The sequence below is a fragment of the Marichromatium purpuratum 984 genome, from assembly GCF_000224005.2.
GTDB lineage: Bacteria > Pseudomonadota > Gammaproteobacteria > Chromatiales > Chromatiaceae > Marichromatium > Marichromatium purpuratum.
In genome coordinates this window covers 530,358-546,652 of sequence record NZ_CP007031.1, presented here as the reverse complement: position 1 = coordinate 546,652, position 16,295 = coordinate 530,358, and the positions used below count along the sequence as shown (strand labels likewise).

Below are 16,295 nucleotides of genomic sequence, written 5' to 3'. Positions count from 1 at the left end.
AGTGGCGCACACCCCTACCAGGGCAGCATGCGGTGCAGACCGTTGTCGCGACGGATGTACTGGTGCCAGAGCGCGGCGAGCACATGCACCCCGATGAGGGCGTAGAAGAACAGCTCCATCGGCTCACCGTGCGGCCAGGCCTTGACGAACGCGTGCAGCCCCGGCATCTCACCGAGGATCGAGGGTATCTGGGTACCGAAGAAATCGGCGGGGATGTCCTTGGAGGCGATGCGCAGATAGCCCGAGATCGGCACCAGCAGGGTGGCGAGGTTGAGCAGCAGGTGGCCGAGATTGGCGGCGAGACGGCTCCAGGCCGGGGCGTCGAGCAGCGCGGGCGGCGGCACCAGCCGACGCCAGGCGATACGCGCCAGGGTCAGACCGAAGACCAGGAAGCCGAGCGACATGTGCAGGTTCAGCCAGAGCATCCGCAGCTCGGACTCGCGCGGGGTGATCTCGCGCATGGCGTTGCTGAGGAAGAGACCGAGCAGCAGGATGGCGATGGCCCAGTGAAAGGCCTGAGCAACCAGGCCATAGCGCTTGAAGTCGGATGATGGGGTCAAGGTCGAGATCCTCTTGCGGGTTTGCGGGGCGGGCATCGGAGAGTGACGAGCGACGCCGACCTGGCGATGGCCGGTGCGCCGCCACGCGCGGCGACCGACGCGAGGAATTCTGTCATGGCCGAGGGCGCAAGACCATGGAAACGCGGTGGAATCGCGCTGGCGTGATGAGGTTCAGCGCGCGTGTCGGAGAAAGAAGCGCAGCATCTCGTGCGAGGCATCGGGCCCGCGCGGCTCGGTATAGCTGGCCTCGGCCACACCGCCGGACCAGCCGTGCCCGGCACCATGCACCAGCCACAGCTCGGCCTCGGCACGCCCGGCGACCTGCGGATAACAGGTACGGCTGAAGGCGAGTCCGGTCGGCGCGCGCCCACGCTCGACCTCGACGGCGCCCTGCACCGCCCCGGCACGCGCCTGGGCGATCAGCGCCAACGCACTGGTCGGATTGACTCGGGTGTCGCGATCCCCGTGGAAGACGATGGTCGGACAGGTCGGCAGTGGTCCATGCACCGGCGGCGAGGCACCCTGGCGCATCACCGTCATCGCCGAGATCAGGTCATGGGCGCAGCCGGCGGGCAGTCCAGAGTGCACCCCGAGCGCGACATAGCGCTCGGGATAGGCCGCCGCCAGGGTCGCGGCCATCGCCCCGCCGGCGGAGAGTCCGGCGACATAGATGCGCCGGTCGTCGAGCCCATGGGCCATCATCACCGCCTCGGTCATGCCGGCGAGGATGGCGCACTCACCGCGATCGCGGCCCTGGTCGGCCGGCTCGTACCAATTCCAGCAACCGGCGCCATTGGCCTCGGACGACTGTGCCGGATAGAGCGTGGCCAGCCCCTGGACGGCGGCGCACAGGTGCATCCGCGTCGCGGTAGCGAAGTCCTCGGGTCCCTGGCCGCAGCCGTGCAGCATCACCACCAGCCCATCGGCGCGCTCGGGCAGATAGAGCCGATAGCGACGCGCGCCGGCGGTATTGGCAAAGGTGTCCCCGATCCAGCGTCCGGGCTCGACCTCATCTCCGGGGGAGACGGGATCGACCCGCCGACACTCACCCTCGATCACCGCGGCATCGCCATCGACACCACCGCTCAACCCCATGGCACGCTGCACCAGTGCGGTTGCCTCGGCCACACGCCCGGCCTGGGTGAGCCGCGCGGCCTCCTGCATCGCCGACTTGAAGAAATCTGCCATAAGGTCCTCTGTCTCCCGCGATCGATGCGCCCTTGTCGTGGACGGACACGAACCTTGTCCGGGGCACCAATCTATCGAGGCTAGAGTAAGGCCGGCGTGGCCGTCAACGCGGGCCGGCGCGAGCACCTTGGCTCTCAGGGCACCGGGGAACTCGTCGATACCGGGGTGACCGACGCAGCCGCTGGCCACCTGCGCGGGTTTTCAATACCCCAAAGGGCCGGGTTGCCGTACACGCCATGGGCTGAGACAGTGTTCACTGCCCTGGTTCGGGCTATCGCATCCACGAGGAGGGCCTGCATGACTCGATCGCACTCGCCCCTGGCTGTCGACCGCGCCACACTCGTCGACCCCTTCGGCCGACGCATCGACTATGTGCGGATCTCGATCACCGATCGCTGCGACCTGCGCTGCGTCTACTGCATGCCCGAGCGCCAACAGTTCCTGCCGCGTGCGCAGTTGCTCACCCTCGAGGAGATCGCCCGACTCGGACGCTGTTTCAGCGAGCTGGGGGTGACCCGGATGCGCATCACCGGCGGCGAACCACTGATGCGGCGCAACGCGCTGTGGCTGTTCGAGCGTCTCGGCGCCCTGCGCGGCATCAACGATCTCACCCTCACCACCAACGCCAGCCAGCTCGCGCGATACGCCCCGGCGCTGGTGCGCGCCGGGGTGCGCCGGGTCAACATCAGTCTCGACACCCTGCGCCCGGCGCGCTTTCGCGCACTCACCCGGCGTGGTGAGCTCGCCCCCACGCTGGCCGGAATCGAGGCGGCACTGGCCGCCGGCTTTCGCCGGGTGAGCCTCAACAGCGTGATCCTCAGGGGGCGCAACGATGACGAGGTCTGCAATCTGGTGGCTTTCGCCATCGAGCGCGGCCTCGACATCCGCTTCATCGAGGAGATGCCGCTCGGTGCGATCACCGAACACGATCGTGCCGCGCTCCATTATCCGAGCGAGGCGATCCGCGCCGATCTGACGCGACACCACGAGCTGATCCCCAGCACCGCCCACGAAGGCGGCCCGGCGCGCTATTTCATCATTCCCGGCACCGCCACCCGGGTCGGCTTCATCTCGCCGCACAGCCATAACTTCTGCGCCGACTGCAACCGCGTACGCGTCACCACCGAGGGCCGGCTGCTGCTCTGTCTCGGCCAGGAGCACTCGGTCGATCTGCGCCGGGTGCTGCGCGCCCACCCCGACGACGATCAACCGCTCCGGCACGCGATCGTCGCGGCGATGGCGCTCAAACCGCGCGGCCACGACTTCTCGCTGGTCGCGCCACCGCGCATCCAGCGCCACATGAATCATACCGGGGGCTGAGTGATGCCCGGGGCTCAGCCGACCAGCCCCTCGGATTCGATCGCGGGGTCGGCGACCACCACCCGGTCGCGGCCGGCGCGCTTGGCCCGATAGAGCGCAGCGTCGGCCTGGGCGATCAGTGCCGCCTGCTCGGTGGCGTGGAGCGGAAAGACGGCGAGACCGATCGAGATGGTGATCTGCTCGCGCCGATCGCCCAGGGCGATGCGCTGCGCGGCGAAATAGCGGCGCACCGACTCGGCGCGAGCCTGCCCCTGCTCGAGACCGGTCCCCGGCAGCACCACCAGGAACTCCTCCCCACCATAGCGACAGATCAGATCGAACTCGCGGAAGTGATCGCGCAGCGTAGCGGCGAGCGAGCGCAATACTCCATCGCCGACCGGATGGCCCCAGCCATCGTTGATGCGCTTGAAATGATCGATATCGGCCATCAGGACCACCAGCGTGGATGCCTCGCGCCGCATCCGTGCCAGCTCGCGCGCCAGCGCATCGTCGAGATGGCGTCTGTTGTAGAGCCCGGTGAGCGGGTCGCGCACCGCCTGCTCGGCCAGCTCCTGTTGCAGCTCGCTGATCTCGTCGAGATTCTCGCGCAGACGCTGATTGGCCGTGCGCAGCGCCCGCTCCATCGCTCGCTGCACGCTGATGTCGCGCTTGATGGCGATGAAGCGCTCGATCTCGCCGCGCTCGTTGGCCACCGGGGAGATGGTCATCTCCTCTTCGTAGAGTTCGCCGTCACGACGACGGTTGATCAGCTCGCCACGCCACACCCGCCCGGCGAGGATGGTCTGCCACATCTCAGCATAGAATTCACTGTCGTGACGACCGCTCTTGAGCACCCGCGAATGCAACCGTCGCCCCGGCTCCAGTCGGTAGCCGGTCTGACGGGTGAAGGCCGGGTTGGCATAGAGCAGATAACCCTCGGCATCGGTGATGATGATGGCGTCGGCGGCGGCCTCGATCGCGGCGGCACGGATCCGCAGCTTAGCCTCCAGCGCCTTGCGCACGGTGATGTCGCGAGTGATCCCGAGCACCTTGGAGGGCCGACCTGAGCCATCGACCAGCAGCGAGGTCACCACCTCCGTCTGTACCGTGCCGCCGCCCTTGCACGGCTGCTCGATCTCGGTGAGGGCGAACAGCCCCTCGTGGTCCCCGGCGGCGACCCGCATCGCCCCCTCCAGCAGCTGCTGGCGCAGGCGTACCGCCGACTCGGTGGTGAGCGAGACATCGATCGGCCCGGCCATCACCTCCTCTGGACTGAAGCCACGCAGTCGCTGCACCGAGGGGCTGACATAGTCGAAACACCAGCGATCGAGATCGAGCATCCAGATCACATCGCCACTGTTCTCGGTGAGCAGGCGATGCAGTGCCTCGCTCTCGGCGAGTCGACGATGATCGCGCTCACGCTGCACGATCTCGCGACGCAGCCGCTGATTGAGACTATGCACGCGCCAGCTCAGCAGCCCCAGCAGCACGGCGATCAGCAGTGCCACGATCAGCGCCAGCACCACCCGTGGAGCGATCTCGACCGGCCCGGGGTCATAGACGAAACCGTCGAGCGAGACCGCCTCCGGCAGCATGCCGAGCCCGGCGTAGACCTCGGCGATATGGCGCCAGCGACCGGGATTGACGTGCCCGATCTCGATCACCTCGGGCTGGATCAACCGTCGGGTCTCGACCGCCTCGAAGCGGTAGAACGCGGCCTCGAGTCCCTGGGTGTTGTAGTCGGCCAGGATCAGTGCGATCGCCTGCTCGGGATCGCGCAACGCCGCCTTCCAGCCGGCCAGGCTGGCAGCGACGAAATCACGCACCAGGGTGGGATGATCGCGCAGCAGTGCCTTGCTGGTGAACAACATGTCACCATAGAGATCGATACCATGATCGCGCGCCGAGAACATCCGCGGAGTGACCCCGGCCCGGCGCAGCCAATAGGGCTCGGTGGTGGAATAGGCCGCGATCGCCCCGACCTCACCGGCGAGCAATGCCGCCACCCCGTCCCGGTAGTCGCGGATGGTGAGCGCATCGGTGGGAATCCCGACCTTCAGCAACAGTGCGCGAATCTCGGCGGCACCGCGATCGAGCATCACCTGTTCACCATCGAGCATTGCCAGATCGGCCGTCCCGTCCAGGGTCAGCAGCACATAGGGCGAGTGTTGGAAGATCGGCGCCAGGGCAACGACCGGCGCATACTGAGCGGCGAGCAGCAGATCACTCGCGGCAATCCCGAACTCGGCCTCGCCAGAAACCACGGCGGTGACCACGTCGGTCTCGGGACCACCCTCGCGAAAGCGCACCTCGATGCCGTGGTCACGATAGAATCCGAGGCGCTCGGCCATGTAATAGCCGGCGAACTGGAACTGATGGCGCCACTTCAGTTGCAACGTCACCGACGATTCGCGCGCCGGGGCTGGGGCCGGGGCGATCAGCAGCACGGCCACCATCAGGCCCGCTATCGGCAACCAGGGACTTCGAGGGCGATCCGCGGCTGATCGGCTGCTGGTCATGATCACCTCACGATTGTCGTCCGGAGCACCGACCACGGGACCGCCCACCAGACCACCGAGAGTCGACAGGATGCATCCACTCCACGCTCATGACGCAATCACCGGCGTCATTCTCGCCGGTGGGCGCGCCAGGCGCATGGACGGTATGGACAAGGGGTTGGTTGCGGTCGCCGGACGACCGCTGATCGAGTGGGTACTGGCGGCCCTGCGCCCCCAGGTCGACAACATACTGATCAGCGCCAATCGCAACCTCGCACGCTACTCAGACTACGGTTACCCGGTGATTCGCGATCCCCTACCCGACTACCCGGGACCGCTCGCTGGCATTCTCGGCGCACTGCGCGCGGCACCAACCGGCTGGATCCTCACCCTGCCCTGTGACGACCCCACCCCGCCTCGCGACCTGCTCGCGCGGCTACGCGCCGCGCTGAACGAACAGGGTGGCGTCATTGCCTGCGCGCATGACGGCGAACGCCCCCAACCACTGCATGCGTTGCTGCCAACCGCGCTGGCCCCCGACCTGGCGGACTACCTCGCCGACGGAGAACGTCGATTGTGGACATGGCTGACGCGGTATCGCCTTGCACACGCCTTCTACAATGCCTCCACCTGGCCCGATCTCAACCTCAATACCCCCGAGCAGCGCCGTCACGCCGAACTCAAGCTCTTGACCAGCAAAGACCTCGACTCGCCATCACCCCCCCTGTAACAACGCTCGACACCACCAACCTCAATCTATCCGCTTGATTTCACTACAACCCAGGCCGCCAATCCCGCCTCGTGTAACACGCAGGGCGTCGAGTTATTTGACACTTCCCTATCAATCTTAGACCGGTCACCTATAAGCAATTGATCCAAAACAAACATAACAAGCCATACCAAAAGGCACGGTTCCTGCTTCATCGACCATGACCCGCTGACGGATCCCCGGCCGAAACGCCTGTTGCAAGACCTGGATTCCAACGGATTCCAACGCGCGCAGCTGTCCAGCAGATCTCAGGGGTCGCGGAATCGATAAACAAAAGAAACGGAACATGGAGTAACGCACGATGCAGTACACACCCAAACTGCTGAGCCTCGCCTTGCTGGCCGGGCTTGGCATGAGCGGCCTGGCACAAGCCGGCAAGATCGCCGATGTCGCCATCATCATCGACGAGTCGGGTTCAATGGGGGGAGAACAGGCCTGGCTGCCAAGTGCCATCAGCTCGCTCGAGAATCAGCTCGTTACCCACGGCATCGGTGACGGCACCGACGGCAACAACCGCTATGCGCTGATCGGATTCGGCTCCCGTTACTCGGGACAGACCGGCGGGGTGGGCATCGATGACCAGGCGCGCGAGAACGATACCTGGATGTCGGCCGGCACCTTCGGCTCGGCCACCGGCAACCTGGTGGCCTCGGGCAGCAGGGAGGACGGCTATTCGGCCATCGACTACTTCCTCGACCATTACACACCACGCAAGGACGCCGCGCTCAACGTCATCCTGATCACCGACGAGGATCGCGACAACACCAACAACACGCTCGACTACAACAGCATCCTCGGCGACCTCAACAGTGTCGACGCCATGCTCAATGTCGTCGTCAATGCCGAGTTCGGCTCCCAGGGCATCGACGACCTGCTCGGTCTCGATAGTCAGGGTACCGGTTACCAGGCCGACGGTAACGGCGGCTTCACCACGCTTAGCGGCGCTTCGGCATCGAGCGGCGACGGCACCACCATCGCCGACTATGTCGATCTCGCGCTCGCCACCAAGGGCGCGGCCTGGGATCTCAACCAGCTGCGTGCCGGCGGCCTGATGGCCGACTCCTTCAGTACCGCCTTCGTCAACATCAAGGCCACCGAAATCCAGCAACAGGTCTCTACCCCGGCAACCGTCCCCCTGCCGGGAACCCTGCTGCTCGCAGCAGTGGGCGCACTCGGTCTGGTTGCAACCAGCAAGCGCCGCAATCCTCACCGCTGAGCCCGTCGCCGCGCGCCGCCCGCCCCGGGCAGTCCGGCGCGCGTCCCAGCAGCAGCCTCCCTCACCTTCCCTGACCTCCACACCCATCTTGCAACCCGCGCATCAGTCCCCAGCTAAGGGTGCCGAGGCCGAGCGATCGACTTGACATAAAAACCCCCCATCCCCCTCTTGACATCCCTTGTCGCCACCCCTAATTTACATAATGCGGGCGCTCATCAGAGGTCCGCAGACTGAAACCGGGCGGTTCCACGGAACGCTCGCTCCCATATTGCTCAATGAAGAGGATATGCACATGACGACCATCGACTTCTCCCCGCTGCTGCGTTCCATGATCGGCTTCGATCGCATGACCTCCGCGCTCGAGAACGCCTATCACACCGAGCCCGGCGGCTATCCCCCCTACAACATCGAGCGGCGCGGCGAGAACGACTACCGCATCACCATGGCGGTGGCCGGCTTCTCCGAGCAGGACCTCGGGCTCGAGGTCAAGGAGAACATCCTCACCGTCTCGGGCTCGCGACCGGAGCAGGCCGAGGAGCCCGGCGAGTATCTCTATCGCGGGATCGCCAACCGCAGCTTCGAGCGCAAGTTCCAGCTCGCCGAGTACGTCCGGGTGCTGGATGCGCGACTGGAGAACGGCCTGCTGCACATCGAGCTGCGCCGTGAGATCCCCGAGGCGATGAAGCCGCGCAAGATCGCCATCCGCGGCGCCGACGGCGAGCACTACCTCGCCGACCAGGGGACCGGCAAGGTCGAGGCCGCCTGAGACCGGTGACGGTCCTCCCGGACCATCGGTCGCACCACGGGCCGGGCGCACGCCCGGTCCGTGCCGCATGCTCGGGACCTGTCCGGCCCGACCGGATATGTCACTCGTTTCGTGTATTCCAAGAGTATCGAGACAACCGATGAGGCGCTTCTCCGTACTCCCCCGTCTCACGCTCGCGCTCGCGCTGCTCTGCACCGCGCCGCTCCCCCAGGCCGCGCTCCCGCTGGCCGTCGACGGCCAACCGCTGCCGAGCCTGGCGCCGATGCTCGAACGGGTGCTGCCGGCGGTGGTCAACATCTCCACCGTCACCGCGATCGAGACCGCCGACCACCCGCTGCTGCGCGACCCCTTCTTCCGTCGCTTCTTCGACCTGCCGCGCGAACGCAAGCGCGAGAGCAACAGTCTCGGCTCGGGGGTGATCGTCGACGCCCGCTGCGGACTGGTGCTGACCAACCATCACGTCATCGACAAGGCCGACCAGATCCGCGTCACCCTGCAGGACGGGCGCGCGCTCGAGGCCAGCCTGATCGGCACCGACCCCGAGACCGACATCGCGGTGCTGCAGATCCCCGCCGAGGGGCTCAGCGCCCTGCCCTTCGCTGCCGCCGACGCACTCGCCGTCGGCGATTTCGTGGTCGCCATCGGCAATCCCTTCGGGCTGCGCCAGACGGTGACCTCGGGGATCGTCAGCGGGCTGGGGCGCTCCGGGCTCGGCATCGAGGGCTACGAGAACTTCATCCAGACCGACGCCTCGATCAACCCCGGCAACTCCGGCGGCCCCCTGGTCAACCTGCGTGGCGAGCTGATCGGCATCAACACCGCCATCCTCGCCCCCGGCGGCGGTAACATCGGCATCGGCTTCGCCATCCCGGTGGACATGGCGCGCGCGATCATGACCCAGCTCGTCGAGCACGGCGAGATGCGCCGCGGCCAATTCGGCGCAGCGGTGCAGAACATCGATCACGCCCTGGCCGCCGCGCTCGGACTCGAGCGCCGTGCCGGCGCCGTGGTCACCCGCATCGACCCCGACTCGGCCGCCGCCGCGGCCGGGCTGCAGGTCGGCGACGTCATCCTCGGCGTCAACGACGAGCCGATCGCCAACGCCAGCGACGTCCGCAACCGCTTCGGCGTGCTGCGGGTCGGCAGCCGGGTCGCGCTCGACATCGTCCGCGACGGGCAGGCGCTGCGCCTGAGCGGGGTAATCGCCGATCCCTACCGCGACTACCTCCCCGGCGCGCGCATCGACGAGGCCCTCGCCGGCGCGCTGATCGGTGCCTTCGATCGCAGCGGCGGCGTCCCCGGGCTGCCGGTGGGCAGGGTCGAGCCCGACTCGCCGGCCTGGATGGCGGGGCTGCGCGAGGGCGATCGCATCCTCAACGCCAACGGCGTGCGCATCGATGGGTTGCAGACCCTGGCGCGGGCGCTGCGCCGCGCCGGCGGGCTCTACAGTCTCAGCCTGCAACGCGGCGACGAGCTGGTGCGCCTGGCGCGGCGCTGAGACCATGACCGAGCAGCTCGACCTGTTCGGCGCCCCGAGCGCGGCCGAGAGCGTCGCCCCGGCCGCCCGGCCCCGACCCGCGCGGCCACTGCCGGCGGGGTTGCGCCTCGGCACCTCGTCCTGGTCCTTCCCCGGCTGGGACGGACTGGTCTATGCCGGCGCCCACCCCAGCAGCCGGCTCTCGCGCCACGGGCTCGGCGCCTATGCCGCCCACCCCTGGCATCGCACCGTCGGCGTCGACAGCGGCTATCACGCGCCACTGCCGAATACGCGACTGGCCGGTTATGCCGAGCAGGTACCCGCGGACTTCCGCTTCCTGGTCAAGGCCCCGGCACTGGTCACCGACCCCTTCGAGCGTGGCGGCGGCGGGGTCCCCCAGGCCAACAACCCCGGCTTCCTCGACCCGGCGCGCGCCACCGAGTTGGCCGTCGTCCCCTTCGTTGAGGGGCTCGGCGACCGCGCCGGGGTGCTGCTGTTCCAGTTCCCACCGCTCGGGCGCGCCCTCGCCGAGCAACCACGCCGCTTCGCCGAGGCGCTCTACCGCTTCCTCCACCGCCTGCCGCAGGGCCCCCGCTATGCCGTCGAGGTGCGCGATCGCGGCCTGCTCACCCGCGATCTGGCCGAGGCGCTGCGTCACGGCGGCGCCCGTCCGGTCCATGCCCTGCACCCGCGCCTCCCCGACCTCGCCGCGCAACAGCAATGCTTCGCCGACCAACCGCCAGGCCCGGTGGTGATCCGCTGGATGCTCCACGCCGGATTCGGCTATGAAGCGGCGCGCCGGCGCTACGCCCCGTTCGACCGCCTGCATGATCCCGACCCGGCCCGCCGTGCCGCGATCGCCCGGCTGGCGCGCGCGGCACTCGACGCCGGCGAGTCGGTCTATGTGATCGTCAACAACAAGGCCGAGGGTTGCGCCCCGCTGAGCCTGGAGGCGCTGGGGGCGGAGATCCTGGGAGGGGAAGGATGAGACGGCGACGTCACCCGATATTGCTATTGGCGCTCGGTCTCGGCGCCCCCGGCGCGATCGCCGGGGTGGACCCGCTGCTCGAGGACGCGCCGGCGCCGCGGCAGGACAAGCACTACAGCACCCGCCCGAGCCAGCGCCAGCCGGCACCGCCGCCGCTGATCATGCCGCCGCCGCAGATTGAGGTGCTGGTGCCGATGCGCCCACCGCAGCGACCACTGCCGCCGCCACACCCCAGGCCCTGGCCGCCCCGACGCTGACGCCCCTCAGGCGTAGCCCTCGGGGTTATCCGACTGCCAGCGCCAGGCATCCCCGACCATGGCGTCGATATCGAGCGCGGCCTCCCAGTCGAGCAGCGCACGGGCGCGGCCGGGGTCGGCGTAACAGGTGGCGATGTCGCCGGGACGGCGGGCGACGATCTCATAGGGCACCGCACGCCCGCTGACCCGCTCGAAGGCGGCGACCATCTCCAGCACGCTGTAGCCGCGTCCGGTGCCGAGGTTGATCGCCTCGACCCCGGGGCGCACCTCGCGCAACCGGCGCAGCGCGGCGAGATGACCGCGCGCGAGGTCGACGACATGGATGTAGTCGCGCACCCCGGTGCCATCGGCGGTGGGGTAATCGTCGCCGAACACTTGCAGTCGGGGCCGCCGCCCGATCGCGACCTGGGCGACATAGGGCATGAGGTTGTTGGGGATGCCGCGCGGGTCCTCGCCGATACGCCCGCTCGGGTGCGCCCCGACCGGGTTGAAGTAGCGCAGCAACGCCAGATTCCAGCGCGGGTCGGCACGATGCAGGTCGCCGAGCATCTGCTCGATGAAGAGCTTGGAGCGCCCATAGGGGTTGGTCGCCGAGCGCGGGAAGTCCTCGGTGATCGGCACCCGCGCCGGATCGCCGTAGACGGTGGCCGAGGAGCTGAACACCAGATCGCGCACCCCGGCCTCGGCCATCACCTCACAGAGCGTGAGGGTGGCACCGAGGTTGTTGTCGTAGTAGCGCAGCGGCTGCTCGACCGACTCGCCGACGGCCTTGAGCCCGGCGAAATGGATCACCGCGTCGATCGGCGCGGCGGCGAACACCGCAGCGAGCGCGGCGCGATCACGCAGATCGATGGCGTGGAACGCGACTGCGCGGCCGGTGATCTCCCGCACCCGCTGCAGCGACACCTCGCTGCTGTTGCTGAGGTTGTCGATGACCACCACCTCGTTGCCCGCCTCGAGCAGTTCGACACAGGTGTGGCTGCCGATATAACCGGCACCGCCGGTGACCAGAACACGCATCGACTCTCTCCTCTCGATCAGTGGACGCCCCCTCTCCGAGCGCCCGCAGTCTAACCCAATCCCCCGGCGTCCTCAGCCACGCCCTGATGGCGCAGCCGCACCCGCAACCGGCGCAGGGTGTCGGCATCGAGCGCGTCGGCGAACAGCACCAGGGCGCAGCGACGCAACCGGCCGATGCGCCAGTGCAACACCACCAGCCGCGGCGCGACGAAGCTCGCCGCACTGAGTCGTGCGTTCAGCTCGCGCCCATCACGCAACCACAGCCGCCAGCCGCCGTCGGCCTCCCAGCGCGCCGCCACGATCGACCAGGGCAGCCGGGCGTGGACGCGGTCGAGCAGCGTGACGCCGGCGGCGAGCAGGATCAGCGCGGCCAGCGCCCAACGCCAGTGGCCCAGCGGCAGGGCCAGGGCCACCGCAACGGCGAACGCGTGCACGAGGAGGACCCAGCGCAGCAGACGGGACGAGCGACGGGGACGGATCGACAGTGGCGGGAAGTGGGTGGCGGACATCGGCGGACTCCATGAGGCTGGAGACGACGCCCGCGGAACCGGCACGCGGGGCAGAGACGCGTGCCGGAGGACGGCGTCAGTCGCGCTGCACGCTGACCACCGCGAGGATCCGCTCCACCAGGGCGGCGATCTCGGTATCGGGCGCCTCGACGCCCATCATGAACCAGTCGTTGAGCACCTGATCCTGCTCGCCGAGCAGACGCTGGAAGGCCACGCGCCCGGCGGCATCGAGGTCATCGTAGCCGAGTTCGAGAAAGCGAGAGAACAGGTGGTCGAGTTCCAGCAGGCCACGGCGACACTGCCAGGCCAGGCGTTGACGCTCGGACGCGGGGGTGGAATCGGTCATGGACGAGGTTCCTGTGAAGCGGCATCGGTCGGACGCCCCGGCCCGACGCGATAGACGACGGGCCGGGAACATGGTCGCGCAGACCTAGATCCCCTTGTCGAGCATCAGGTCCTTGATGTGACCGATGGCGCGGGTCGGGTTCAGGCCCTTGGGGCAGACCTCGACGCAGTTCATGATGGTGTGGCAGCGGAACAGCTTGTAAGGCCCGGTGAGGGCGTCGAGCCGCTCCTCGGTGGCCTGGTCGCGACTGTCGGCGAGGAAGCGCCAGGACTGCAGCAGCGCCGCCGGGCCGTGGAACTTCTCCGGGTTCCACCAGAACGACGGGCAGGCCGTCGAGCAGCAGCCGCAGAGGATGCACTCGTAGAGCCCGTCGAGCTTGTCGCGATCGGCCGGCGACTGCAGGATCTCCTGCTCCGGCAGCGGATCGTTGCGCACCAGATAGGGCTTGACCGCGCGATACTGCTCGTAGAACTGGGTCATGTCGACGACCAGGTCACGGATGATCGGGCGACCCGGCAGCGGGCGCACCTTGATCGACCTGCCCAGCTCGGCGACCGGGGTGACACAGGCCAACATGTTGCGCCCGTTGACGTTGACGGCGTCCGATCCGCACACCCCCTCGCCGCAGGAGTGACGGAAGCTGAAGCTCTCGTCCTGCTTCTTGATCTCCAGCAGGGCGTCGCGAAGCATCATGCCCTGGAAGGGCTCGACCTCGAAGTCCTGCATCCGCGGGCGTTCGTCGATGTCCGGATTGTAGCGATAGACGCTGATTTTCATGCTCGGTACCTGATGGGGTCGGGACGACGCACGCACGCGGCGCCGCCCCGACCGGAATGGAGTTCAACCAGCGCCGCGCCCGACGGCCCGGCAAGCGGGCCCTGGACGCGGCAGCGCGGGACTGGGCTCAGTACACCCGTTCCTTCGGCGGGAAGGACTCGACAGTCAGCGGCTTGGTGCGCACCGGCTTGTAGTCCATGCGATCGCCCTCGCGATAGTAGAGGCTGTGCTTGAGCCAGCTCTGGTCGTCGCGATCGGGGTAGTCGGGGCGCGAGTGGGCGCCGCGGCTCTCCTGACGCTTGAGCGCGGAGACGGCGATCGACATGCCCACGTCCATCATGTTCTCGAGTTCGAGCGCCTCGATGCGCGCGGTGTTGAACACCTTGGAGTGATCGTGCAGGCGCACCTCGGGCAGCCGCTCGCGCAGCTCGCAGAGACGCTCGTAGCCCTCGGTCATGATCTCCTCGGTGCGGAACACTCCGGCGTGGTCCTCCATGCACTTGCGGAACTCGGCGCGCAGTTGCGACACCGGGATGCCCTCGCCCTTCTGCTCCCAGCGGGTCAGGCGCGACATCGCCTGCTCCAGGCTGGCCGAATCGGTGGTGCGCTGATAGGGGTTCTCGCGCACGTAGTCGATGATGTTCTTGCCCGCCAGGCGGCCGAACACCAGGATATCGAGCAACGAGTTGCCACCGAGACGGTTGGCACCGTGCACCGAGGCACAGGCGCACTCGCCGGCGGCGTAGAGCCCGGGAACGATTTCCTCGGCGCCGTGACCGGCAGGCACCGCTACCCGACCGAAGCGATCGGTGGGGATGCCGCCCATCGCGTAGTGCGCGGTGGGGAAGACCGGGATCGGCTCGCGCACCGGGTCGGCGCCGGCGAAGATCTTGCTCGACTCGCGGATGCTCGGCAGCCGCTTGGAGATGATGTCCTCGCCGAGGTGGTCGACCTTGAGCAGCACGTGATCGCCGTTGGGACCGCAGCCGCGACCCTCCTTGACCTCGGTGACGATGGCGCGCGAGACCACGTCGCGGCTGGCGAGGTCCTTGGCACGCGGGGCATAGCGCTCCATGAAGCGCTCGCCGTCCTTGTTGATCAGATAGCCGCCCTCGCCACGCACGCCCTCGGTGATCAGCATGCCCTTGCCGGCGATGCCGGTGGGGTGGAACTGGAAGAACTCCATGTCCATCAGCGGGATGTCGGCGCGCAGCGCCATCGCCACGCCGTCACCGGTATTGATGTGGGCGTTGGAGGTGGTGCGGAACACCTGACCGAAGCCGCCGGTGGCGAGCAGCGTCGCCTTGGCCTCGATCAGCATCGGCTCGCCGGTCTCGATCTCGAGCACCAACGCACCGCAGATCACGCCCTCGGCGTCGCGCACCAGATCGAGCGCGAAGAACTCGTCGAAGAAGTGGGTGCGCGAGCGGATGTTCTGCTGATAGAGGGTGTGGAGGATGGCGTGACCGGTGCGGTCGGCCGCGGCACAGGTGCGCGCGGCCTGGTCGCCACCGAAGTTCTGGCTCTGGCCACCGAACGGACGCTGGTAGATCTTGCCGTTGTCGAGCCGCGAGAAGGGCACGCCGGCGTGCTCCAGCTCATAGACGGTGGGGATGGCCTCGCGACACATGAACTCGATGGCATCCTGGTCGCCGAGATAGTCCGAGCCCTTGACGGTATCGAACATGTGCCAGTGCCAGGAGTCGGGCAGCACATTGGCCAGCGCGGCGTTGACGCCACCCTGCGCGGCGACGGTGTGCGAGCGTGTCGGGAAGACCTTGGAGACCACGGCGACGCGCACGTCGGCACTGGCCAGCTGCAGCGCGGCGTTGAGGCCGGCGCCACCGGCTCCGATGATCAGCGCGTCGAAATGGCGTGTTGGGATACTCATGCGTGACCTTACTCCCCGAGACCGGCGGTAATGATCGCCTTGAAGGCCCACAGGCCGGAGGCGACGAAGATGAAAGCAAACAGGGTCAGCAGCGCGAGACGAGCGCCGAGATGATGGACATAGTCGATCAGCACGTCACGGATGCCGACCCAGGCGTGCGCGAGCAGCAGCGGCAGGAACAGCAGCCAGCCGGCGGTGACCCAGGGGGTGGTGACCCAGTCGACCAGCGCGGCGTGATCGGCCGGCGCGGCGAAGCTGAAGAGCACCAGGACATAGCCCAGGAACAGGGCGAGATAGACGGCCGAGGCGCGCTGGATCAGCCAGGCCATGAGACCGGAAGCTTGTCGACTCATCGGAAGGTTCCTCCCAGTGCGATCACGGCGACCAGCGCGGCCAGGGCGGCGATCAGCGCGGTCCAGGCAGTGGCGCGGGCCACCGGACGGTCGAGCCCCAGGCCCAGGTCGAGCACCAGGAAGCGGATACCGGCGATCAGATGGTGGAGCAGGCTCCAGATCATCAGTACGAGCGCCGCCTTGATGAACCAGGAATCGAACAGCGCCGCGGCGAGGGCAAAGCCCTCGGGACCGGACAGCGCGCGATCGAAGAGGACGGCGGCGACCGGGATCGCCAGGATCATCAGCACCCCGCTGACACGATGCAGGATGGAGACGAATGCTGGAATCGGCAGCTTGATCCGCCACAGATCCAGAAAGACAGGTCTAGTGATGTGCATT

17 protein-coding genes are annotated in these 16,295 nt (G+C 67.8%); 7 read left to right on the top strand and 10 right to left on the bottom strand.

Annotated features, from left to right (window positions below; translation table 11 throughout):
- Positions 1-14: 14 nt before the first annotated feature.
- Positions 15-560, bottom strand: a complete 546-nt coding sequence (locus tag MARPU_RS02520; protein ID WP_005222571.1) for a cytochrome b — start codon at positions 558-560, stop codon at positions 15-17.
- A gap of 171 nt (positions 561-731) precedes the next feature.
- Positions 732-1,748 carry an extracellular catalytic domain type 1 short-chain-length polyhydroxyalkanoate depolymerase gene (locus MARPU_RS02515; protein ID WP_005222570.1) on the bottom strand — a complete coding sequence of 339 codons (1,017 nt, stop codon included), beginning with the start codon at positions 1,746-1,748 and terminating at the stop codon, positions 732-734.
- A gap of 297 nt (positions 1,749-2,045) precedes the next feature.
- Here MARPU_RS02515 and moaA point away from each other — a divergent pair, with 297 nt between their 5' ends.
- Positions 2,046-3,068, top strand: coding sequence for a GTP 3',8-cyclase MoaA (gene moaA / locus MARPU_RS02510; protein ID WP_005222569.1), 1,023 nt, complete (start codon positions 2,046-2,048; stop codon positions 3,066-3,068).
- A gap of 14 nt (positions 3,069-3,082) precedes the next feature.
- Here the strand turns inward: moaA and MARPU_RS02505 are convergent, their stop codons facing one another.
- On the bottom strand, positions 3,083-5,503 hold the full coding sequence (locus tag MARPU_RS02505) for a diguanylate cyclase (RefSeq protein ID WP_005222568.1): 2,421 nt from the start codon (positions 5,501-5,503) through the stop codon (positions 3,083-3,085).
- A gap of 133 nt (positions 5,504-5,636) precedes the next feature.
- On the opposite strand from MARPU_RS02505, the gene mobA reads away from it, so the two are divergent.
- The 6 genes from mobA to MARPU_RS02475 all read left to right on the top strand — a co-directional run bounded on the left by mobA (position 5,637) and on the right by MARPU_RS02475 (position 11,018).
- Complete coding sequence (mobA, locus tag MARPU_RS02500; RefSeq protein ID WP_005222550.1) at positions 5,637-6,275, top strand: molybdenum cofactor guanylyltransferase MobA; 639 nt, start codon at positions 5,637-5,639, stop codon at positions 6,273-6,275.
- 340 nt (positions 6,276-6,615) lie between these two features.
- Positions 6,616-7,530 carry a PEP-CTERM sorting domain-containing protein gene (locus MARPU_RS02495; RefSeq protein WP_005222549.1) on the top strand — a complete coding sequence of 305 codons (915 nt, stop codon included), beginning with the start codon at positions 6,616-6,618 and terminating at the stop codon, positions 7,528-7,530.
- Positions 7,531-7,822: 292 nt separating this feature from the next.
- Positions 7,823-8,296, top strand: a complete 474-nt coding sequence (locus tag MARPU_RS02490) for an Hsp20 family protein (protein ID WP_005222548.1) — start codon at positions 7,823-7,825, stop codon at positions 8,294-8,296.
- 139 nt (positions 8,297-8,435) lie between these two features.
- Entirely contained in the window at positions 8,436-9,794 is a 1,359-nt protein-coding gene (locus MARPU_RS02485; RefSeq protein WP_005222547.1) for a Do family serine endopeptidase, read from the top strand.
- A 4-nt stretch (positions 9,795-9,798) separates the two neighbouring features.
- Positions 9,799-10,761, top strand: a complete 963-nt coding sequence (locus MARPU_RS02480; protein WP_005222546.1) for a DUF72 domain-containing protein — start codon at positions 9,799-9,801, stop codon at positions 10,759-10,761.
- Positions 10,758-11,018 carry a hypothetical protein gene (locus tag MARPU_RS02475; protein WP_005222542.1) on the top strand — a complete coding sequence of 87 codons (261 nt, stop codon included), beginning with the start codon at positions 10,758-10,760 and terminating at the stop codon, positions 11,016-11,018. Before MARPU_RS02480 ends, MARPU_RS02475 begins: the two co-directional genes overlap by 4 nt.
- A gap of 6 nt (positions 11,019-11,024) precedes the next feature.
- On the opposite strand, the gene galE is transcribed toward MARPU_RS02475, so the two are convergent.
- The 7 genes from galE to sdhC form a co-directional block, all read right to left on the bottom strand.
- Positions 11,025-12,038, bottom strand: a complete 1,014-nt coding sequence (galE, locus tag MARPU_RS02470; protein ID WP_005222539.1) for a UDP-glucose 4-epimerase GalE — start codon at positions 12,036-12,038, stop codon at positions 11,025-11,027.
- Positions 12,039-12,088: 50 nt separating this feature from the next.
- Positions 12,089-12,547 (bottom strand): protein YgfX, encoded by a 459-nt coding sequence (locus tag MARPU_RS02465; RefSeq protein WP_005222537.1) that lies wholly within the window; start codon positions 12,545-12,547, stop codon positions 12,089-12,091.
- A 76-nt stretch (positions 12,548-12,623) separates the two neighbouring features.
- On the bottom strand, positions 12,624-12,893 hold the full coding sequence (locus MARPU_RS02460) for an FAD assembly factor SdhE (RefSeq protein ID WP_005222535.1): 270 nt from the start codon (positions 12,891-12,893) through the stop codon (positions 12,624-12,626).
- An 84-nt stretch (positions 12,894-12,977) separates the two neighbouring features.
- Positions 12,978-13,670, bottom strand: a complete 693-nt coding sequence (locus MARPU_RS02455; RefSeq protein WP_005222533.1) for a succinate dehydrogenase iron-sulfur subunit — start codon at positions 13,668-13,670, stop codon at positions 12,978-12,980.
- 127 nt (positions 13,671-13,797) lie between these two features.
- Complete coding sequence (gene sdhA, locus MARPU_RS02450) at positions 13,798-15,561, bottom strand: succinate dehydrogenase flavoprotein subunit (protein ID WP_005222531.1); 1,764 nt, start codon at positions 15,559-15,561, stop codon at positions 13,798-13,800.
- 8 nt (positions 15,562-15,569) lie between these two features.
- Complete coding sequence (gene sdhD, locus MARPU_RS02445; protein ID WP_005222529.1) at positions 15,570-15,914, bottom strand: succinate dehydrogenase, hydrophobic membrane anchor protein; 345 nt, start codon at positions 15,912-15,914, stop codon at positions 15,570-15,572.
- Positions 15,911-16,294, bottom strand: coding sequence for a succinate dehydrogenase, cytochrome b556 subunit (gene sdhC, locus MARPU_RS02440; RefSeq protein WP_005222528.1), 384 nt, complete (start codon positions 16,292-16,294; stop codon positions 15,911-15,913). Before sdhC ends, sdhD begins: the two co-directional genes overlap by 4 nt.
- Position 16,295: the final 1 nt, after the last annotated feature.